The 21,058-nt window shown below is 45.7% G+C and carries 23 protein-coding genes; 3 read left to right on the plus strand and 20 right to left on the minus strand.

Features of this window, described 5'->3' with window-relative positions:
• Window positions 1-81 precede the first annotated feature (81 nt).
• From accA to M3M38_RS03610, 12 genes are all read right to left on the minus strand, one after another.
• Window positions 82-852: an acetyl-CoA carboxylase carboxyltransferase subunit alpha gene (gene accA, locus M3M38_RS03555; protein WP_252814814.1), complete on the minus strand. Its 771-nt coding sequence runs from the start codon at window positions 850-852 to the stop codon at window positions 82-84.
• Window positions 845-1,684, minus strand: a complete 840-nt coding sequence (locus tag M3M38_RS03560; RefSeq protein ID WP_252814815.1) for an acetyl-CoA carboxylase carboxyltransferase subunit beta — start codon at window positions 1,682-1,684, stop codon at window positions 845-847. Before M3M38_RS03560 ends, accA begins: the two co-directional genes overlap by 8 nt.
• Window positions 1,671-3,044, minus strand: coding sequence for an acetyl-CoA carboxylase biotin carboxylase subunit (locus M3M38_RS03565; RefSeq protein ID WP_252814816.1), 1,374 nt, complete (start codon window positions 3,042-3,044; stop codon window positions 1,671-1,673). Before M3M38_RS03565 ends, M3M38_RS03560 begins: the two co-directional genes overlap by 14 nt.
• A 10-nt stretch (window positions 3,045-3,054) precedes the next feature.
• Window positions 3,055-3,468, minus strand: coding sequence for a 3-hydroxyacyl-ACP dehydratase FabZ family protein (locus M3M38_RS03570; RefSeq protein ID WP_252766381.1), 414 nt, complete (start codon window positions 3,466-3,468; stop codon window positions 3,055-3,057).
• Window position 3,469: 1 nt separating this feature from the next.
• Window positions 3,470-3,895 (minus strand): acetyl-CoA carboxylase biotin carboxyl carrier protein, encoded by a 426-nt coding sequence (locus M3M38_RS03575; protein ID WP_252814817.1) that lies wholly within the window; start codon window positions 3,893-3,895, stop codon window positions 3,470-3,472.
• Window positions 3,895-5,136, minus strand: coding sequence for a beta-ketoacyl-ACP synthase II (fabF, locus tag M3M38_RS03580; protein WP_274705799.1), 1,242 nt, complete (start codon window positions 5,134-5,136; stop codon window positions 3,895-3,897). Before fabF ends, M3M38_RS03575 begins: the two co-directional genes overlap by 1 nt.
• 30 nt (window positions 5,137-5,166) lie before the next feature.
• On the minus strand, window positions 5,167-5,901 hold the full coding sequence (gene fabG, locus M3M38_RS03585) for a 3-oxoacyl-ACP reductase FabG (protein ID WP_252814818.1): 735 nt from the start codon (window positions 5,899-5,901) through the stop codon (window positions 5,167-5,169).
• Window positions 5,898-6,818 (minus strand): ACP S-malonyltransferase, encoded by a 921-nt coding sequence (locus tag M3M38_RS03590; RefSeq protein ID WP_252814819.1) that lies wholly within the window; start codon window positions 6,816-6,818, stop codon window positions 5,898-5,900. Before M3M38_RS03590 ends, fabG begins: the two co-directional genes overlap by 4 nt.
• Window positions 6,819-6,842: 24 nt before the next feature.
• Window positions 6,843-7,100, minus strand: coding sequence for an acyl carrier protein (locus M3M38_RS03595; protein ID WP_252794681.1), 258 nt, complete (start codon window positions 7,098-7,100; stop codon window positions 6,843-6,845).
• Between the two features lie 30 nt (window positions 7,101-7,130).
• Complete coding sequence (locus M3M38_RS03600) at window positions 7,131-8,108, minus strand: beta-ketoacyl-ACP synthase III (RefSeq protein WP_252814820.1); 978 nt, start codon at window positions 8,106-8,108, stop codon at window positions 7,131-7,133.
• A gap of 1 nt (window position 8,109) precedes the next feature.
• On the minus strand, window positions 8,110-8,553 hold the full coding sequence (fabZ, locus tag M3M38_RS03605; protein ID WP_252814821.1) for a 3-hydroxyacyl-ACP dehydratase FabZ: 444 nt from the start codon (window positions 8,551-8,553) through the stop codon (window positions 8,110-8,112).
• A gap of 245 nt (window positions 8,554-8,798) precedes the next feature.
• Window positions 8,799-8,969 carry a hypothetical protein gene (locus M3M38_RS03610; RefSeq protein WP_252814822.1) on the minus strand — a complete coding sequence of 57 codons (171 nt, stop codon included), beginning with the start codon at window positions 8,967-8,969 and terminating at the stop codon, window positions 8,799-8,801.
• 198 nt (window positions 8,970-9,167) lie between these two features.
• On the opposite strand from M3M38_RS03610, the gene M3M38_RS03615 reads away from it, so the two are divergent.
• Entirely contained in the window at window positions 9,168-10,181 is a 1,014-nt protein-coding gene (locus tag M3M38_RS03615) for a YczE/YyaS/YitT family protein (protein WP_252766389.1), read from the plus strand.
• A gap of 72 nt (window positions 10,182-10,253) precedes the next feature.
• Here the strand turns inward: M3M38_RS03615 and M3M38_RS03620 are convergent, their stop codons facing one another.
• The 3 genes from M3M38_RS03620 to purB all read right to left on the minus strand — a co-directional run bounded on the left by M3M38_RS03620 (window position 10,254) and on the right by purB (window position 14,270).
• On the minus strand, window positions 10,254-11,636 hold the full coding sequence (locus tag M3M38_RS03620; RefSeq protein WP_252814823.1) for a class II fumarate hydratase: 1,383 nt from the start codon (window positions 11,634-11,636) through the stop codon (window positions 10,254-10,256).
• A gap of 21 nt (window positions 11,637-11,657) precedes the next feature.
• Window positions 11,658-12,893 carry a cytosine deaminase gene (gene codA / locus M3M38_RS03625; protein ID WP_252814862.1) on the minus strand — a complete coding sequence of 412 codons (1,236 nt, stop codon included), beginning with the start codon at window positions 12,891-12,893 and terminating at the stop codon, window positions 11,658-11,660.
• 81 nt (window positions 12,894-12,974) lie between these two features.
• The gene (purB, locus tag M3M38_RS03630) at window positions 12,975-14,270 is read right to left on the minus strand and encodes an adenylosuccinate lyase (protein ID WP_252814824.1); all 1,296 of its coding nucleotides are present in this window, start codon (window positions 14,268-14,270) and stop codon (window positions 12,975-12,977) included.
• A 180-nt stretch (window positions 14,271-14,450) separates the two neighbouring features.
• Here purB and M3M38_RS03635 point away from each other — a divergent pair, with 180 nt between their 5' ends.
• Together M3M38_RS03635 and M3M38_RS03640 are read left to right on the plus strand one after the other, a co-directional pair.
• On the plus strand, window positions 14,451-15,203 hold the full coding sequence (locus M3M38_RS03635) for a tyrosine-protein phosphatase (protein WP_252814825.1): 753 nt from the start codon (window positions 14,451-14,453) through the stop codon (window positions 15,201-15,203).
• Window positions 15,204-15,384: 181 nt separating this feature from the next.
• Window positions 15,385-16,653 (plus strand): adenylosuccinate synthase, encoded by a 1,269-nt coding sequence (locus M3M38_RS03640; RefSeq protein WP_252814826.1) that lies wholly within the window; start codon window positions 15,385-15,387, stop codon window positions 16,651-16,653.
• 119 nt (window positions 16,654-16,772) lie between these two features.
• Here the strand turns inward: M3M38_RS03640 and M3M38_RS03645 are convergent, their stop codons facing one another.
• The 5 genes from M3M38_RS03645 to M3M38_RS03665 all read right to left on the minus strand — a co-directional run bounded on the left by M3M38_RS03645 (window position 16,773) and on the right by M3M38_RS03665 (window position 21,015).
• A complete protein-coding gene (locus M3M38_RS03645; protein ID WP_252814827.1) occupies window positions 16,773-18,026 on the minus strand; it encodes an MFS transporter in 1,254 nt (417 codons plus the stop codon).
• A 163-nt stretch (window positions 18,027-18,189) separates the two neighbouring features.
• Window positions 18,190-18,768, minus strand: a complete 579-nt coding sequence (locus tag M3M38_RS03650; RefSeq protein WP_252814828.1) for a 4'-phosphopantetheinyl transferase family protein — start codon at window positions 18,766-18,768, stop codon at window positions 18,190-18,192.
• A 20-nt stretch (window positions 18,769-18,788) separates the two neighbouring features.
• The gene (locus M3M38_RS03655) at window positions 18,789-19,046 is read right to left on the minus strand and encodes an acyl carrier protein (protein WP_252814829.1); all 258 of its coding nucleotides are present in this window, start codon (window positions 19,044-19,046) and stop codon (window positions 18,789-18,791) included.
• Window positions 19,047-19,130: 84 nt separating this feature from the next.
• Complete coding sequence (locus M3M38_RS03660; protein WP_252814830.1) at window positions 19,131-20,027, minus strand: hypothetical protein; 897 nt, start codon at window positions 20,025-20,027, stop codon at window positions 19,131-19,133.
• Between the two features lie 103 nt (window positions 20,028-20,130).
• Window positions 20,131-21,015 carry an aldo/keto reductase gene (locus tag M3M38_RS03665; protein WP_252814831.1) on the minus strand — a complete coding sequence of 295 codons (885 nt, stop codon included), beginning with the start codon at window positions 21,013-21,015 and terminating at the stop codon, window positions 20,131-20,133.
• Window positions 21,016-21,058 lie beyond the last annotated feature (43 nt).

A 21,058-nucleotide genomic window follows, 5' to 3' on the forward strand; every position in this document is an offset into this window, starting at 1 on the left:
TCTTGGTCATCCTTTCAGTTTCTAATTTAAAAAAACACAAAACTAACTAACGGAAATTAATCCATTAGTTAGCCAACTAAGTTAAAAGTTGCGATACCGTTCAAACCGTTTTTGTAACATTTCGGTTTGTGACATCGCACTTATCTCTTCTATTTTACCAAACAATTCGCTTTTTAACTGCTCGATTTGGGAATCCGTCCGGACTTCCGGAATAATCCGATCAATAATTCCCTGTTGCAGCAAATCGTCTGGAGTTAATTTCATCACTTCAGCTGCTTCGCGCACCCGGCTGGCATCCTTCCATAAAATCGTAGCGTATCCTTCCGGCGATAACACCGAGTAGATACTTTCTTCAAAGGCCCAGACGGTGTCACCTACTGCTAGTGCAAGTGCACCACCGCTGCCACCTTCTCCCACGATAATGGAGATGTAAGGCACCTTCAGCTGCATCCCTTGGATAATCAGCTGGGAAATCATGTAACCCTGACCGTGATACTCGGCTTCCACGTCAGGATAAGCTCCTGGAGTATTTACTAACGTAACCACGGGCCGGTTAAATTTTTCGGCCTGCTTCATGAGGCGCAAGGCTTTCCGATAACCATCCGGTTCAGCAGATCCAAAGTGCACGTCAGCAGCACTCTTTTGGTCATCGGCCTTGCGAATTCCCACCATCGTCACGGGACGACCATTCATTTGACCGATTCCGCCATAAACGGCCGGATCATCCCCATAGGCCCGGTCACCGTGCAGTTCCAAAAAATTGTCGGTCAAACCCGCAATTAAGTCCTTAATGCTGATTTTATCATCTGAACGAGCCTGAAGCACTCGATCAAAGGCATTTGTTTTAGCCATTCCAACCACCGCCTTCATGAATTGCTAGAATCTGATCGAGGGTATTTACCATCTCCCGGCGAGGCACAATGGCATCCAAAAAGCCGTGTTTCAAAAGTGTTTCAGCTCGTTGAAAGTCCTTCGGAGGAACCTGCTGAATCGTCCGTTCAATCACCCGGCGACCGGCAAATCCAATCAAAGCATGGGGTTCAGAAAGCAATAAATCACCTTCCATCGCAAAACTAGCGGTTACTCCACCAGTCGTCGGATCACAAAGATAGCTGATGTAAACGAGGCCAGCACGACTATGTTCGGCAACCGCTTCTGAAACCTTGGCCATCTGCATCAGAGAGTGAATCCCTTCTTGCATTCGGGCTCCCCCGGAAGCGGTAAAAATAACAACCGGTAGTTCCTGCTCAGTCGCAAACTCAAATAAGCGGGCCAGTAATTCTCCGGTTGTACTTCCCAGACTACCCATGATAAAGCGCCAGTCCATGACCCCAACGGCCGTTCGATGCCCGGCAATGGTTCCAGTTCCCGTCAAAACTCCTTCGTTTAAACCAGTGACCTTACGCGCTTGCGCTAACTTGGCCAAGTATTTGGAATCCTGAAATTGAGTGGGAGTCTGGAGTTCCTGATTTATCGGAGTGAAATCATCACATAACAAACTAACCCGTTCTTGAGCACCTAACCGAAAGCCGTAGTGACAATGGGGGCACTCTTTAAACCGGTCAAAGCGCTTCTTATAAATCATGGTGCCGCAAATCGGACACTTCGTCCACACGTCCGGAATCTGATCCATTCGCTTTTGTAACTCAGCAGGACTCGGTTGTTTCGCGTTATTTTGCTCCATCTTGTTTCATCCAATCCTTCAAAAAGACGTTCTCAATGTAGAGGTTATTGAAGTCACCCGTTTGAAAATGTTGATCTTGCAGCACTGCTAGCAAGAATTCTCGGTTGGTTTTGACCCCTTCAATCTCAAATTCGTGCAGAACCCGAATCATCTTGGCAACGGCAGCCGGTTTTGTTGGCATGTGAACGATAATTTTGGCAATCATCGAATCGTAAAATGGCGAAATTAAACTGTCTACCTCGACTCCCGAATCAATCCGCACTCCCTTCGTCCCGACCGGAAAATGTAACTTAGTAATTTTCCCAGCACAAGGTTGAAAGTCTTGAGCCGGATCTTCGGCATTAATCCGGCATTCTAGGGCATAACCATGCACGCCACAATCGGATTGACGAAACGGCAAATCATCACCGTTGGCCACCATAATCATGGCTTTGATCAATTCTACGTCTGCAACTTCTTCTGTAATCGTATGTTCAACCTGAAGGCGCGTATTCATTTCCATGAAGTAAAAATGGTGCTCATGGTCCATCAAAAATTCGAAGGTTCCAGTATTCTCATAGTGAATTCCACGCATGGCCCGAACAACGACTTCTCCCATATGAGCTCGTTCTGCTTCACTGAGTTCTAGGCACGGTGATTCTTCCAAAATCTTTTGGTGGTTGCGTTGTAATGAGCAATCTCGTTCCGGGAAGTAAACAACGTGGCCGTGTTGATCAGCAATGGCTTGCATCTCAATGTGTTTGGCATCTGATAAATCTTTTTCTAAGTAGAGCCGGTCGTCTCCATAGGACAGTTGGCTTTCCCGCTTGGTATCGGAATAGGCTTGGGCTAGTTCCGCCTGGTTGTTCACCTGACGAATTCCTTTGCCACCCCCACCTGCGGCTGCTTTTAACATCACGGGATAGCCAATTTCCGCGGCAATCCGTTTTGCATCTGCTAAAGAATCCACAAAGCCATCGGAGCCTGGAATCGTGGGAACGTCCAGTTTTTTCATAGTTTCCTTAGCGTTGGATTTGTTCCCCATTAAATTGATGACTTCCGCACTAGGACCAATGAACTTCACCCCATAATCTTGGCACAGTTCAGCAAATTCACTATTTTCGGCCAAAAAACCATAGCCTGGGAAAATGGCATCTGAACCAGTTAAAACGGCAGCATCTAAAATGGCCCCCATGTTTAAATATGAATCCTGAGGCAATCCACTTCCAATGCAAACGGACTGGTCTGCCATTTGGACGAACAAGCCATCCCGATCAGCCGTTGAATAGACAGCCACCGCCTGCAGATTCATTTCATGCAGCGCCCGAATGGTCTGGACCGCAATTTCGCCTCGATTGGCAATTAAAACCCTTTTTATCATCAACTTCACCCTACGCTTCAATGGCAAACATGAGATCGGCGGTCACAATGACTTCGCCGTCACGGATGACTTCACCGTGACCAACCCCGATGTTTCGTTTTAACTTGGTCAACTGAACCTTGAGTTGTAAGACGTCACCAGGACGCATTTCATCCTTAAACTCCGCCTGCTTAATTCCACCAAAGAAGACGTTCTGATTGTGATGTTCGGGCATAGACAAAATCGCCACGACTCCCGTTTGTGCCAAAGATTCCAGAATGATGGGGTGCGGTAACGTTAGTTGGTTGCCGTTCGAAAAGTACCACTCGTTCATCGTAATGTTCTTTTGGGCTTGGGCACTTTCACCCGGAGTAACCGCCACAATCTTATCAATCATTTCAAAGGGATACCGTTGGGGGATAAAGTCACTTACCTGATACTCCATGCTAATCCTCCTCAATCTCAAATAATGGCTGTTCGTACTCAACCATTTCACCGTCTGAAAATAGCCGCTTTTTGATAATCCCACTCACGGGACTTCTCACTTCGTTAATTAACTTCATCGCTTCGATGGCACAAATGGTTTCCCCTTTTTTCACATGGTCCCCAATTTCTTTATAGGCCGGTTTATCCGGACTTGGACTCATGTAAACTAGGCCGACCATTGGCGCTTTGAGTTGATATGGAGCAACTGCTTGTGAATCAAATTGGGGAGTGGACGCAGCTGAAGCTTCAGAATCAGCCGCTGCTTGAGGAGCCGGCGTATTTTGCTTACTAAAGTAAACGTTCACTCCATCCCCATCGATTTTTAACTCTTGCAGGCTGGATTGATCAAATTTGGCTAATAACCTTTCAATATCAGCTTCATTCATTAATCTTCTTCCCACTTTCTCATTGCAATCACTGCGTTGTGACCCCCAAAACCAAAGGAGTTACTGATGGCCGTCTTAATGGGAGCCTGCTTGTTATCGTCGTTAACCAGCTGAATGTGAACTTCGGGATCTTGTTCGTAAAGACCAACGTTAACGGGCATTTGACCCCGTTGTAAGGATCCAACCAGAATGGCAGCCTCTAAACCACCAGCGGCTCCTAGTGAGTGTCCTACCATTCCCTTGATGGAACTCGTCTTTAAGTGATCGTTATCTTTAAACAATTTTTCAATGTCAGAAGCTTCGGCAACATCATTAGCATGCGTTGCCGTTCCGTGAGCATTTACATAATCGAGTTCTTCCGGAGTAATGCCACCTTCATTTAACGCTTGTTTCATCGCCATAATGGCACCTTTTCCTTCTGGATCAGGAGCGGTCAAGTGGTAAGCATCACTGGTGGTTCCATAACCAACGATTTCAGCTAAAATGTGGGCACCCCGTTGTTTAGCGTGGTCGTAGTCTTCCAGAACCAACGAAGCAGCTCCTTCACCTAGCACAAACCCATTCCGGTTCACATCAAATGGCAAGGAAGCTTTTTCTGGATCCTCTGAGGTCGATAAGGCCGTCAGAGCTGCAAATCCAGCAATTCCCATCATGCTAACGGCGGCTTCCGTTCCCCCAGCAATCATAATTTTAGCCTTGCCATTTTTGATGTATTCAAAGGCATCTCCAACCGCATTGGTTCCAGAAGCACAGGCGGTAACGACCGTTTGCGATGTGTTTTGGGCGTCAAAGTACATTGACACGTTTCCGGCCGCCATGTTAGAAATCGCTTTCGGAACGAATAAAGGTGAGACCCGCCGTGGTCCTTTTTTAAAGGCCTTTTGCAATTGTTCTTCGATGGTCGAAATCCCACCGATTCCAGTTCCGTAAATGACCCCTAAATCTTCTGGTTGATAGTTTTCGTTTAATACCAATCCCGCTTGGTCCATCGCTTCTTTAGCCGTATATAAGGCGTATTGCGCGTAAGGATCTAGTCGTTTGTAGTCGCGTTTGCTGAGCCGGTTACCGGGATCAAAGTCTTTTACCTCAGCTGCCACTGAGATGCCGGTTTCACTAGCATCAAACTTGGTAATGGGACCAATCCCATTTTTAGAATCTAAAATGTTATCGACAAATTCATCAGCCGTATTGCCGACTGGGGAAACAACTCCCATTCCTGTTACTACTACTCGATTACTCACAGGTTTCCTCCTTATAAGAAACTGCAGAACTTACATGGTTAATCCACCATCAACGGTAATTACTTGCCCCGTAATGTAGTCGTTATCGACCAAAAAGGCGACCGTTTTGGCAATGTTTTGCACGTCTCCAAACCGTTTTAACGGAATTTCATTTTCAAATTGTTTTACAATTTTATCACTTAATTTAGCGGTCATCGCGGTCTTAATCATCCCTGGAGCAACGGCATTACACCGAATCCCCCGCAACGATCCTTCACGGGCCGTGGTTTTCGTTAAGCCCACAATTCCAGCTTTACTAGCAGAATAGTTCGCTTGCCCCAGGTTCCCATGGGTTCCGGCAATGCTGGACATGTTCACAATCACACCAGAACGCTGTTTTTGCATGACCTTTAACGCAAATTTGGACATGTTAAACGTCCCAACCAGATTGGTGTCTAACACGTCCTTAAATGATGCTTCCGTCATCCGCGTCATTAACTTATCCTGCGTTTGGCCGGCGTTATTAACTAACACATCCAGCCGCCCGTACTTGTCCAGTACCGTTTGCACCATCCGGTCCGCGTCTTCTTCCCTAGCAACGTCTCCGGTTACAATTTCCACCGGAGTAGAAAATTCCGCTTGTAAAGCAGCTACTTCATCAGCGCTAAGTTCCCGATGGGAATTCAGAACTACCTGGCGGTTTTCCGTTGCTAATTCCTGGGCAGTTGCTAATCCAATTCCTTTGGTTCCACCCGTCACCAGCACTACTTGTTTCGTTGTTGTCATTTTGTAACCTCCGTCTGTAATTCAGCTTGTACCTTGGCTAACGTGGCTACGCTATCAACATGATAGGAAGCTAAATCAGGGACAATTTTCTTAGCAAACCGGGTCAACGTTTCGCCTGGTCCGATTTCAACCAACGTATCGACATTCGTCATGTGATTGAGATACTCTAAATCTGATTGAAAATGCGTTGGTTGCACCAGTTGATGCGTCAACGTGGCTTTTAATGTTTCCGACGTAAACGGTTGCTCCGTCGTATTACTAATCACCGGCACCGTCCACTCATGCACCGGTACTGTTTCCAAGCGTCGTTGCAACTTAGCACTCGCTGATTGCATCAACGGAGTATGGGAAGCAACCGCTACCGGCAGGGGTACCACTCGTTTGGCTCCGGCAGCCTTCAACTGTTCCGTGGCTGCAGCCACTCCTGACTTAGTTCCACCGATTACCGTCTGGACCGGAGTATTGTAATTAGCCGGATAAACGTCAGGGAGACCATTGACGACCTCCGTCACCGTTTGCGGATCGAGCTTTAAAACCGCTGCCATGGATCCGGGTTGAGCAGCACCAGCTTCTGCCATATAGCGAGATCGATCATGGACCAGGGCTAGCGCATCTGGGTAAGCCAGAGCGCCACTAGCAACTAAGGCACTATACTCACCTAAACTCAACCCCATCATGGCCTGAGGGACTAAACTAGCGGCAGCAAGCACCTGACTAATTCCGTAGCTCATGGCCAAAATGGCAACTTGCACGTTGTTCGAATCATTCAATTGCTGGGCATCGGTCAAATCAATTCCGAGCGTCGTCTGGACCTGGTCAATCGCAGTCCGGTATAACGGTTCTGCTTTATAGAGATCCATTCCCATGTCCGGAAACTGACTGCCCTGCCCACTAAATAAATAACCTATCTTTGTCATCGCGGCCTCAATCTAATCGTGCGTTTATTTAGCTTGGTTAACCTGTTGGTCAACGTAATCAACTAACTGACCAACCGTTTCAATTCCTTCGTCACCGTCAATTTCGATGTCGTATTCGTCTTCTAGGGCGTCCACAATTTCAAAGATGTCTAGACTATCAAGGTCCAAACCATCTTTAAAGTTAGTTTCTAACGTAATGTCGTTAACATCAACGTCATCCGTTTGGTCTGCCACAATTTCTTTAATCTTAGCTAAAATTTGATCTTTACTAGTTTCACTCATTGGTTATTCTCCTCTTAATTAAATCTTAATCTAGTATCTAATAATAACAGTTCCGACCGTTAATCCGCCACCAAAACCAGTCAAGGCAATGTAGTCACCCCGTTGAATTTGGTGCTGATTAATTAGTTCCGCCAATAGTATGGGTTCACTGGCGGCCGCAGTATTTCCATATTCAGTAATGTTAATCGGAAAGCGTTGGTCTGGCAAATCGAGTTTTTGAGCCACCCGTTTGACAATCCGTGCATTCGCCTGGTGCATCACAAAGTATTTGATGTCTGATAAGTCTAATCCAGCTTGTTCCGTGGCCCGCCGAATGGAAGCTGGCGCCTGACGGGTGGCAAAGTTATACACCACATGGCCATCCATTTGAAAAAACCGGTGCCGTTCATCCAGATTACCGTTGCCAAAGGGGGTCTTTTCCACCATTTGGCCAGCTGTCAGTGAGGAACCTAAGTCCCCGGCGGTCTTTAAATCAGCTCCCATTACTTGCGAAGCACTCCCGTCGTTTGTAACCAACACCCCGGCTGCTCCGTCGCCAAAAAGGACTGCGGTAGAACGATCATGCCAGTCAACTAGCTTACTCAACCGTTCACTGCCAATCACAATTCCCGTTCCACCCGGCAATTTAGCCAGCAACGAATTCATGACATCCGTGGCGTACACAAACCCGGAACAAGCCGCATTCACATCAAACGCCACTGCGTTAGTCGCTCCCAGTGCTCCTTGAACCTCGGCAGCTACTGCCGGGGTCAGGTGATCCGGTGACATGGTGGCGATAATGATATAGTCCAATCGCTGAACATCCATTTGGGATTGTTCCACTAGCCGCTGTGCCACTTTCGTCGCTAACGAGGCGTTGGTTTCTGACACCGCAATGTGGCGCCGTTCAATTCCCGTTCGTCGTTTAATCCACTCATCAGAGGTATCCATTATTTGTTCTAAGTCATGATTAGTAACCACTCGCTCTGGCACTGCCAGCGCCGCGGCCTTAATCGCGTAACTTGTCATGTTATTCTCTTTCTTGTTGATCCACGATAAACGTTAGCTTCGTTTCACACGCTTTTTCTTCGTCCACATAGGCCACACAGGAAACGGATCCCGTCCGGTTTCTTACCTTATCCATGGTTACCTTGAAGGTTAACACGTCACCTGGTTCCACCATCCGGCGGAATTTAGCGTTTTTAATGCTTCCGAGGTAAGCCGTTTTGTTTTCAAACTCAGGAGTACTTAAAATCAAAATCGAAGCCACTTGTGCCATCGATTCAATAATTAAAACTCCTGGCATGACCGGGTTGCCGGGGAAGTGTCCCTGAAAGTACTCCTCGTTAATCGTCACATTTTTGGTAGCAACGATTGATTCTCCTGGAGTCATTTCGTCGACCCGGTCAATAAACAGGATCGGGTACCGGTTCGGGATTAAATCCATAATTTCTTTTGCATTCATTACAGCCATAGTTATTACTCCTAATCATCAAAATATTGAGATTCGTCTGCTCAACCTATTCTCGGTAAAAGGGAGATCGGTTGCAATCAATTGGGGATCTTTTTCCCTGTTTGAAGATAGCAAAGCCCGGCTGTTGGGGCATTCCTGTTCTTCAAGGTGCTGGTTACAGATTAAATAATTAGTAACAACACTAGCCCTTAACCTACGGAAGACACCAATTGAAAAAAGGACAAAGTCCTTGATTCTTTGTCCCGCTAATATTTTAATTTAGCTTGCGAAAACAGGTTTAACTGTTGGGTACTTAGTTTAAACGTTTGGGGCTGACCCTTCTGGACCAGTCGATGCAATTGCATCAATTGTTGCTCGCGTTTACGCCAGTTACCTAAAGCGGCAAAGTCTTTTTTGGTTATTTTCATTAATTTCACGCGGGTTTCCCTCCTTGTTAAACCGTTTGCGTTTGGACAATTAATTTTGTCACTGGCTAAATTATAATATAAATGGTAAAAAGACGCACGATTCTACCCAGATTAGCATCACCAATCAATTAACTTGGCAGGGAGCAACCCGTTTGCGTTATGATATAATTGGATTATTACATTTTTTGAAAGGATTTAACTGAACATATGAATAATGAAAATAACGATAGCGGTAGCACCACTACTGCTCCGCAACAAAACTTTTCTTTCTTTGGAAAAGTCATTAACATTTCCTTACGAACGTTAATGTCATTCGTCGGGATTGCCATTTTGTCCATGGGGGCGGCGTTATTAAAATCTTCCCCAATTCTGGGGCTTGATCCCTTCACTGCCGTCAATACCGGGATGGCAACTCTCTTGCATACCTCCCTGGGGATTTACCAATTGTGTGCGAACTTCGTCATCTTCATTTTCGTACTGCTTTTGGACCGGAAGAAAATCGGAATTGGGACGATTATGAACATGGTGTTAGTTGGATTTGAAATCCAATGGTTCTCTGCCATCTACCACCAAATCTTTCCCGGTCACGTTAACTTTTTGATTTTAGTTGCTGACTTAATTCTTGGTTTACTCTTCTTTACGGCCGGAAGTTCTTTGTACATGGCTCCATCCTTGGGAGTTGCTCCGTACGATGCGATTGCACCAATTGCCTCTGCCCGTTTGCACTGTAAATATAAGACCGCTCGGGTTATCCAAGATATTTGTTTCTTGGTTGCCGCTGTCTTAGTTCACGGTCCGGTTGGATTTGCTTCCATTATCGTGGCCTTCTTCGCTGGTCCATTGATTTCCTTCTGGGATCGCAGTATCAGTACCCCGACGATGGATTACATTGACGACTTAAGTGGTCACCCATCCATCAAGAACTTGGCCAGTGGGGTTACGAAGGCAACTCGGTCTGGGTACCACTCCCTGTCGAAAGCCTACAATTCCACGTTGGATATGCAAATGCACCTGGCTGGTTACACCAACCGGGAGTTAATTAAGAAAATTCAAGAAACGGAACACAACATGCAAGAATCCCAAAAAGCCTACAACGATTACCGTTCCCAATATCGGATGTTAATCGCTGAAATGGTAAAGCGGGACAAGCGTGGGGACCTGAAAAACTCACCCGTTAATACAACCAGCACCAAGAACAATCAAAATGCTGGTCAAAAATAAAATCGATTAACTAAAAACACCTTTCTTTTTCCGAAGTAAGGTGTTTTTTTATCGCTTCATTTAGTTTAAATTTCAATTTCGATCATAATTAGTCATTCGCAACGGGTTCACCCACTGATCAAACTCCGCCGCCGTTAGGTATCCCGATGCAAGCGCCGCGTCCCGCAAATTTTCGTTGGCCTGCGCCGCCTGGTTCGCAATTTCAGCCGCGTGGTGGTAACCGATGTGAGGACTTAACGCCGTCACCGTCATCAACGAGGAATCAACCAATTGCTGCATCCGCTCCCGGTTCACCTGAATTCCACTAACCATCTTATCCGTGAAGTTCGGCAGTAAATCAGTCAGTAATCCCACTGACTCTAGGAAGGTGGCAATCATCACCGGTTTATACACGTTCATTTCAAAGTTTCCCTGGCTGTTAGCCACCGTTAGCGTCGTGTCGTTCCCCATGATCCGCGTCGCCGCCATCGTCATCGCCTCGGCCTGAGTCGGGTTCACCTTGCCCGGCATGATGGACGACCCCGGTTCGTTCGCGGGAATCGTCAGTTCCCCGTAACCGGCCCGCGGTCCACTAGCTAAGAAACGAATGTCATTCGCAATTTTTAATAAGTCCGAAGCAAGGGTCCGCACGGCGCCGTGGGTATTTAACAAAGCCGAATGCGCGGACAGTCCCGCAAATTTATTGCCCACGCGATAATAGACTCCCTGGGCTTGACTTAAAGCCTGCACCATCTGTTCGTCAAAACCAGCTGGGGTATTCAACCCAGTTCCAACCGCCGTTCCCCCAATCGGTAACTCCAGCAATCCCTGCGCGTTTTCCTGTAAGGCCTGTTGATCGCGCTGCAAGGTACTGCGCCATCCGGAAACCTCCTGGCCAAAGGTCAACGGAGTGGCATCTTGCAGGTGGGTTCGGCCAATCTTGACCACTACTTGATACTTGCTTTCCAACTGCTGGAACGCCGTAATTAAGTGTTGTAACGGCGACATTAGCGCTTGAACGGCTTGATAAGCTGCCATGTTCATCGCCGTCGGGAAAGTATCGTTTGAACTTTGCGAAGCATTCACGTCGTCATTCGGTTGCACCGTAAGGTCAGGCTGATTCTGCTGCACCACGTGGGTAATGACCTCGTTCACGTTCATGTTGGTTTGGGTTCCGGAACCGGTTTGGTAAACATGAAGCGGAAAATCCTGCATTAAAGCAGAATCGTCTAGGTCCAATAATTGATCAACCGCTGCTTCAATCGCAGCTGCTTTTTCCGGTGCCAGCTTCTGATCCTGGGCATTGACCTGCGCTGCAGCTCGTTTAATGATCAACAACGCTCGAATTACTTGCACTGGCATTAATGGTCCCACCGGAAAATTATGGCGACTTCGTTCCGTTTGCGCTCCCCAGAGGGCGTTTTTCGGGACTTGCACGTCCCCTAAGGTATCAGATTCAGTTCGATATTCGGTCATCGGGTTCTCCTTTTTGATTGTTTAGAAATTTAGGCGCGCGGTCTGCGGGTGATTTTCTACTAAAACCTTGCCGTTTCGAATGGAGTACAGCAACGGCCGCCGTTCGTTTAAATCGTCATAAAAATTGGACCCGGCAAAAATCAAAAAACTGGCTGGTTTCCCGACTTCAATGCCGTAGTGATCCTGCACGTGGAGGGTTTTGGCACCGTTTGTACTAATCAACCGGTAGGAATCCAAAATCTGGTGATAGCCCATTAACCCACTGGCTAAAATCCCAACGTAAAGTGCATCTAGCATGTTGCCGTCGCCCATCGGATACCACGGATCCTTAATGTCATCCTCTCCAAAGGAAACGTTGATGTGGTGTTCTAGCAATTCTTTAACCCGTGTCAAGCCTCGTCGTTTGGGATAAGTATCAAAGCGGCCGCCCAGGTGCATGTTTACCAGGGGATTGGCCACAAAGTTCAATTGAGACAATTCTAGCACCCGCATTAGTTTATAAGCATAGGCATCGTTTACGCTTGCAAACGAAACCGTATGGCTAGCGGTCACTCGATCTTTCAACCCAGATTCGTAGGCCAACGTCGCCAGTACTTCCAAGTTCCGGGATCCCGGATCATCAATTTCGTCACAGTGCACGTCCACCAGTTTGTTGGTGCGCTCCGCGAGGTCCATGATAAATTCCAGGGATTCCTTCCCGTAGTACTGGTTAAATTCGTAGTGGGGAATCCCCCCAATCACATCCACGCCCATTTGCGCGGCGGTTTCCATTAGTTTCTTTCCATTTGGAAACGATAAAATTCCTTCCTGAGGAAACGCCACCAGTTGGAGTTCCATGAAGTCAGAAACTTCATCACGAACCTCCAGTAGAGCTTTAAGTGCCGTGAAACTGGGGTCAGTGGTATCAACGTGACTGCGCACGAACTGGACCCCGTGTTTGGCCTGCCGTTTTAGCGTCGCGAGCGCCCGTTGTTTTACATCGTCATGGGTCAGCTGAGGTTTTCGTTCCGACCAAATCTGAATTCCATCAAACAGCGTTCCCGTTTCGTTCCAGCGTGGTTCTCCGGCCGTTAAAGTCGAATCTAGGTGCACGTGGGAGTCCACAAACGGTGGCAACAGTAAATTACCCGTGGCATCGATGACTTGTTCATCCGGCTGGGGCGTTAAATGTGGGGAAATTTCGGTAATCACTCCGTCCTGACTGCGTACATCTTGCGGCGTTTCCTGGTTTTCAATTACAACCTGTTGAATTAACATCCGTAATCCTTTCTCTTCATCATCGTGGTTAGAAAAAATTCCATTCACGGACTAGCCGTCAATGGAATCTTGTTCGTGCACTTATTCTAATCCGACCCGTTTGAAAATATCATCCACGTGTCGCAGGTGGTAGTGGTAATCAAAGGCATCGTTAATTTCTGCTTCGCTCAAACGGTCCGTAATTTCTGGACTGTTTTCTACCAATTCCCGGAAGGAAGTTTGTTCATCCCAGGACTTGGCCGTGAGTGGTTGCACTAAATCGTAAGCAGCTTCCCGGCTCAAACCGGTGTTAATCAATTTTAACATCACCCGTTGACTGTAAATCAGACCGTGCGTGATGTTCATGTTTTCCTTCATGCGCTCTGGGAAAACGTCCAGGTTCTTTACGATGTTGTTAAACCGGTGCAACATGTAGTCTAACAACGTGGTTCCTTCAGGGAGGATGATTCGTTCTGACGAAGAGTGAGAAATGTCGCGTTCGTGCCACAACGAAACGTTTTCGTAAGCCGGCGTCATCAAACCCCGCATCGTTCGAGCCAAACCACAAATATTTTCTGACCCGATGGGGTTCCGTTTGTGAGGCATCGCTGAGGATCCCTTTTGACCGGCATTAAAGTGTTCTTCCACTTCATGAATTTCTGACCGTTGCAGGCTCCGAATTTCTGTCGCAAAGTTTTCCAAACTAGTGGCCGTTAATGCCAGGACGGCAATGTATTCGGCGTGTAAATCACGGGGCAGCACTTGACTCCCAATTTCCTGAGCCCGCAGTCCGAGTTTGTCACAAACGTACCGTTCCACTTCGGGATCAATGTTGGCAAAAGTTCCCACCGCTCCCGAAATTTTTCCGGCTTCAACGCCCGCAGCCGCATGCTCAAAACGGTCAATATCTCGATTCAATTCGGAGTACCACCGGGCTAGTTTCAACCCAAACGTGGTGGGCTCTGCTTGCACCCCGTGGGTTCGACCCATCATAACCGTATCTTTGTACTGTAGGGCTTTTTCTCTAATCGTTTCCTTTAAAATCAGCAAATCCTCGCGCAACACGGCGTTGGCTTGTTTTAACCGAACCCCTTGCGCCGTATCCACAACGTCCGTACTGGTAACACCATAGTGAATCCAGCGTTTTTCGGGTCCTAAGGATTCAGAAACGTCCCGGGTAAAGGCCACCACGTCATGGTGCGTTACTGCTTCGATTTTAGCAATTTCATCCGGATCAAACTTCGCTTTTTGTTGGATAGATTTTAAATCAGCATCCGGAATTAATCCCAGTTTATTCCAAGCTTCATCAATCGCAATTTCAACGTCTAACCAGGATTGGTACTGGTTTTGCATACTCCAAATTTTTTTCATTGGTGCGCGTGTATACCGCTCAATCATTGTTGGTCTCCCCCACTCTTAAATTACTTTAATTCTAACGATTTCTGGATTTTTGTCAATTATCGTCCGGATTTTCACGAACTTTATCCTTGCTAATTATTTTTTGTTTAACCTTTAAGGAATGCGCTTCCATTTAATGGTATACTACTAATTAAATCACAACCCTAAAGGAGCAAACTCATGACAGCATCAAAAATTGTAAACTTTCGCGATATTGGCGGTATTCCAGTTGCTGGAGGAACCCTACGGCCGGGAATTTTCCTGCGCAGCGGTCAGTTAGTTGATTTAACCCCGGCAGACGTTGATTTTCTCGTTAATCAGCATCATTTAAAGGAAGTTTTTGACTTCCGGAGTAAAAAAGAAATCGAGCAACAACCAGATACCACCATGCCCGGGGTTAAGTATCAAAACATTGACATCCTGGCTTCCGCTACTAACAGTAGTGCTTCCATTGAAGACATGTTAATGCATGCCGATAACATTACAGAGGGTATGTTAAATACTTATGAACAACTGGTACTTAGTGAATCGGCGCAAAAAGGCTATCATGATTTTCTAACGGAAGCCTTGAAGCTGAACGAACCGCTGTTATTCCACTGTTTTGCTGGTAAAGACCGCACTGGCTTTGGTGCCGCTTTAATCCTGAAACTGGCCGGTGCTTCTGACGACCAAATTTACGCCGACTACCTTAAAACCAATGAAATGCGTAAAGCCAACAATGAAGCAATTATTAACTCCCTGCAGGGGAAAATTTCCGCCGAACAAGTTAAAGCGCTCCAAGTAGCTTTGAACGTTGACAAGAGTTACCTCGAACGGGCCTTCGCTACGATTAATCAACACTACGGTAATTTTGCAAATTACCTGACGGAAGCCCTCGACTTAGACGAAAACTTCCAAACTAAATTTAAACAGACGTTTGTCATTTCTGAATAATGGTTTAACCATCTAAACCGACCACTCCTGTCTATCCCCAATGGGCTAGATGGTGGCGGTCGGTTTTTGTTTCTTAAATAAAACCCGAACTTTTAATCTGCAAAAATCCGTTAAGTTCTTGATTTCACCGGGTAAGATTGGTAAACTTGCTACTGGTAAAAAAATTTAACGAGGTGCTTATATGTCAGTAACAGTGGTTGTTGGTAGTCAATGGGGCGATGAAGGTAAGGGTAAAATCGTCGATTATCTCAGTAAAGATTCCGATGCAATTGCACGATACCAAGGAGGCGACAACGCCGGCCATACGATTGTCTTTAACGGACACAAGTTTAGCCTGCAACTGTTGCCATCTGGGATTTTTTACTCCGATAAACTGGCTGTCATTGGGAATGGCGTGGTGCTAAACCCGAAGTCGCTCTTTGCAGAAATTAATTATCTCAACGAAAACGACGTACCGACCGATAACCTACGGATTTCTTCGCGGGCTCAGGTCATTATGCCGTACCACATTCTGTTAGACGAACTAAGCGAAAAGCAACGGACGAATAAAATCGGAACCACTCACAAGGGAATTGGTCCTGCTTACATGGATAAAATTGCCCGGGTGGGAATTCGAGTGGCCGATTTAATTGATCCGGAGACGTTCAAACGAGAACTCCAAGAAACCCTCCGGCAAAAAAACGAATTATTAACTAAACTGTACGAAGTGGAACCGTTAGACTTTGATTCCATTTACAACGAATACAAGGCATATGGGGAACGGATGAAACCGTACGTTACGGATACTTCCGTCCTCTTAAACAACGCCATCGACAAGCAACAAAACGTGCTCTTTGAAGGGGCCCAAGGAATTATGTTGGACATTGACCACGGAACCTATCCGTACGTCACTTCTTCTAATCCGGTTGCAGGTGGCGCTGCCGTGGGAGCCGGTTTAGGTCCTACCAAGGTAACTGACGTAATTGGCGTCTGCAAGGCCTACACATCCCGCGTGGGTGAAGGTCCCTTCCCCACTGAATTATTAAATGAAATTGGGGATCACATTAGAGATACCGCCCACGAATTCGGAACGGTCACCAAACGGCCCCGCCGGATCGGCTGGCTGGACACGGTCGGATTGCGGCACGCTGCACGCGTTTCCGGTTTAACTGCCTTGGCCATGAACTGTGTCGACGTACTAGACGAACTCGACGTGCTTAAGGTCTGCACCGGTTACCGGCTTAACGGAAAAATTATCGATTACTATCCTGCTAACCTTGATGAACTAGACAACTGTGAACCAGTTTACCAAGAACTGCCAGGTTGGAACGAAAGTACCACGGATTGTACCACCTTTGACCAGTTACCGGCTAACGCCCAAAACTACATCAAGACGGTGGAAGACCTGGTTCAGGTTCCCATCGAATGGTATTCGGTTGGTCCGGATCGGGAACAAACCCACCGGCGGTAATCAAACTAAAAAGTCGGTTTCAAATTAAATAATTTGAAACCGATTTTTTTAATTTGTTACTTTTTACCAACGGCTTTGTCCACTTCTTATATCCCGATTAATTAACCACGATTAACCGGCTACGCATACGTCTGATATCTTTTCCATAACGAAATCGCATATCCAACTCCGAGAACGCCTAGACCACACATTATTCCCCAAATAAATGTTAGCAGGATGAGATTCCCTAAAGCCACGACCACTAGCGAACCCAGAGGAATGGTCAAGGTCACTAACGAGTTAATGGCACTCATAATCGTTCCCAACTGTTCTTCTGGGGCGGCTTTCATAATGAAAGCGTCGATCTTAGGAAAAAGAATTCCACATAAGTACCCAACGATGGCAACCAACATAATCATCACAATTCTATTTCGTGCAACTAGCATATCTAAAAATAACCCTAATAAAGTAGCCAACACCAGGATCACATTGCTTTCAATGCTGGCGCGGCGCAACGGTGGTAGTCCGAAGAAAGATCCAACAATCATACCGCCACTTTCCACCGCTCCCACGAGGGCCACGGTAAACCCGTAGTTAAAGAGGATTAGCGAATGATAGTGTAACAAAGTTAACGTCATCAGCACTTCTTGCATGGATGTCAGTAAATTGGTCATCGCAAAGAGTAAGACAAAATGAAATAATTGCGGAAAATTACGTAATGACCCGTAATTATTTTTCATTTCCCCCACTATCGTTTTCAAACTAAATTTAGTGGAATGTGGAGTAACGCTTTGTTTTACGGGTACATCCAAATCAACTTGGTGCCGCTTTAAAATTATGTAAGACAACAGGAACGTGACCGCATTGACTAAGGCAAACAAAACATAATTTTGGTTTAACAGGGCTAGCAAGGACGCTCCCACCATTCCACCTATCAGACTAATTGATTGGCCGACTCCACCTTGGAAGCCACGAGCCGTGGTTAAATCCTGTTCTGGCACAATCTTTTTAAAAATCGGAAGCATTAAATAGCCCCCATACGAACCTAAAAATTCTGTCAAAAAATTCAACAGTAACAGAATCCCAAATAAATACCATTCCGGGGTTAAACTAATTAACCCACTCAATATTAAAAAGAGCCCCATTTGCAGTAACCGAGTGGCTAGCATGCCGCGATAATGCTGGTGCGAGTGATCGGCAAAAACTCCAGCAATGATGTTCGTAACGTAGGGTAACGAGGAAATCAGACTCACAGCACTAACCGCCAGATTCGGATTAGGCATGTGGCTGGCATAGATAATGAAAACAATGTTAAATAAGGTTGTTCCCAGATTATCCAAGAGACCGGAACACATCAAGGCCCGAAATTTTGTGTTTTGCCAAAAGACTTGCAATTAAATTCACTTCTTTCAACTCGTTTACTAGTTAAAGTAATAATTTTTCTTGCGTAAGTTGCCTTTTAGCTTACCAAACTAAATCCGAAAAGTAAATACGCAAAAAAGCACTGAATCAGTTTATTCAGTGCTTTTTATGTATTTTTAGAATGTGACGTTCGGATTATTCGATTTTCTGGGCCATCGTCCCTAAGTAATCCTCATGAATGGCTAAAAAGTTAATCGCAAACCGTTGACCGTGCTGTTCAGCCACATCCATCCGGGGCACGTTTACACTCACCGTCCAAGGCTTACCAGGCAACCCTGCGCCAGTTTCCTTTAGAACGGCTTCTTTCACCGTCCACAACCGCAGCATCGTTAATGATTGCCGGGCTGCTGGTAACTTTTCTAAGTAGGCTAACTCTGCGACCGTAAAGGCCCGTTTGAGCCGCTTTAATTGGACCGGTTTCACCTTTTCTACATCAACTCCCAGGGGACGGTCTGAAATGGCAACCAACACCAAGTCCGCCGAGTGGGAAATATTAAAAGCCGTCGTTCGCTTCGCAAACAACGGCTTCCCGTTCGCAATCGTCGTGAATTCATCATCATCTAGTAGCGCGTCTTCCGGCAAATCCATGAGTTTTGCCAATAAAATCCGACCCACTAAATCCTTCTGTTTACGCTGATTATCTTCAATCTGAAACCGACGATAGTACGGTTGATATTGCAGGTCAGTAAGCCGTCCGGTTTTGAATTTCAACAAACGAACCGCCTCCTACCTGATTATTTTTGTTCGTCTAGTTGTTTAGCAACGTAATCAACTAAATCTTGCACCGTTTCCATGCCTTCGTCACCATCGATTTCGATGTCATACTTGTCTTCTAAGGCATCCACGATTTCAAAGATATCCAAACTATCTAAGTCCAAGTTATCTTTGAAATTTGCGTCTAACGTGATTTTGTCAGAATCAATATCCGTTTGATCCACCACAATGTCTTTGATTTCTGCTAAAATTTGTTCCTTATTTGCTTGTTCTGCCATCATTACCACTCCATTAATTAGTCTAAATTTACTTGAATCAGTCCTATTTTACCATATCTTCACTTTTTTTGAGTAACCAGGCAATTAGTCCTGTGATTCTTCTGCAGTTGGTTGGGACGTAGTGGCTTTCCGGTCCCGTAAGTCCAGGAAGAACTGCGCATTTGCCACAGCAGACCAGAGTCCATAAAAGACGTAGGCTCCCAGAAAAATCACTACGGCAATTAACCCTAAAATGGCAGCTACGACTAAGCGGAGACCGGGGTTGCTCATTACCGCCAAAATGGCGAAGATGATCCCACTAATTAATCCAGCAATCACCATCAAGACTAGCCCAATTAAGAACTGCATCAAGATGAAACCAATTAATTGCCACCGGTAACCCTTAATTAATTTCCAGTTGGTCACAAAAGCGTCAAAGAAGTTGGTATCGTCATCGTCTTTATCCATAAAGTACGTGAAGAACAGGAATTGCAAGCCTAAGCCCACGTATACCAGGCAAACGACTCCCAATACAGCTACGATAAAAGCCAGGATTCCAAAGAACCAGCTCTTCATGGCGGCCACAATAAATCCAATTGTCACCATGGCAAAAAATCCAACCAATAGGGACAGTAGAATGACCTCAACCACGTATAGTCCAAGGACCGCTAACCAGGTAAATCCATGAAAAGCGACAAAGGCATTTTTAAACCGGAATTTGCCGTCCTTTAAACCGATAATTAACCCAAAACTAAACGAAGTCCCCAGTAAAAAGGTGATAATCTCGAGAACTAATACCAACGAGAAAACCCCACCCAATTTACTAGGTAAATCGACAGAACCAATCATGGCCTGCACAACGATTGAATCGAAGTTCGTTAGCATCGGAACTAACCAACCCGAAAAGGCTGAAAAAATCAGCGTGGGCAGAAACATAGCCACCAGGGACCAAAAATTCTGCTTCACCGTGGTGTAAGCCTTGCTTAATATATTTGTAATCATAATAACCTCCGTAGATATTTAATAAGAACAGTATAACAAAAAAATCACCAAATAAAAAAAGAACCCGAACATATCAGGTTCTTAGTTAGTTCTTAGTTAGTTATTACTTATTCCATTCGTCAACGGCATCCACAATTCCAGCTGGGTTACCGTTCCAGCTAAAGGCACCGTACCAGAGTGAACGCTTATCGATGTCTAAGCTGTTAATCAAAGCAACGTCTTCGTCACTCAGTTCAAAGTCGTAAACATTAGCATTTTGCTTGATGTATTCTTCATGCGTTGACTTTGGAATCGTAATGACTTCGCGTTGTAATTCCCACCGTAAAATAATTTGCGCCGTGGACTTGTTGTACTTGTCAGCCAGCTTTTGAATGGCAGGATCGTTCAAAGCATCACCGTGGCCCAATGGAGACCAAGCTTCTAACCAGATGTGGTGCTTATCACAGTAATCTTTAATATCTTTTTCTTGTTCCACGGGGTTAAATTCCATTTGGTTTAAGACTGGTTTAACCGAAGCGTGTTCCATTAAATCAGTTAAGCGGTCCAAGTTGAAGTTCGAAACTCCAATCGAACGAACCTTTCCTTCGTGGTATAACTTTTCCATGGCTTTCCAAGTTTCGTTGTACTTGCCGTTTACTGGCCAGTGAATCAAGAGGAGGTCAACGTAACTAGTTTGCAAACGTTCTAGTTGTCCTTCAAAAGCCTTCAGCGTGCTTTCATAACCTTGGTCTCCATTAAAGACCTTTGTGGTTAAGAAAACATCTTCCCGTTTCAAACCATTTTCGGCAAGACCTTGTTTCAAGCCTTCACCTACTCCGGCTTCGTTTCCGTATTGCTTAGCAGTGTCAATGGCCCGGTAGCCGTTAGCTAACGCCCATTTAACTGATTGAGCCGCAGTTTGGTTATCACTCTTCCAAACTCCTAATCCCAATAAAGGCATTTCAATTCCGTTGTTTAAGGTAATTGTTGAATCTAAATTTAGTTTCATATTAGCACCTCCAATTTTATTATAGGAGAATCCCCAGTTAATT

Source organism: Fructilactobacillus cliffordii (assembly GCF_024029355.1).
In the GTDB taxonomy this organism is placed as follows: Bacteria; Bacillota; Bacilli; order Lactobacillales; family Lactobacillaceae; genus Fructilactobacillus; species Fructilactobacillus cliffordii.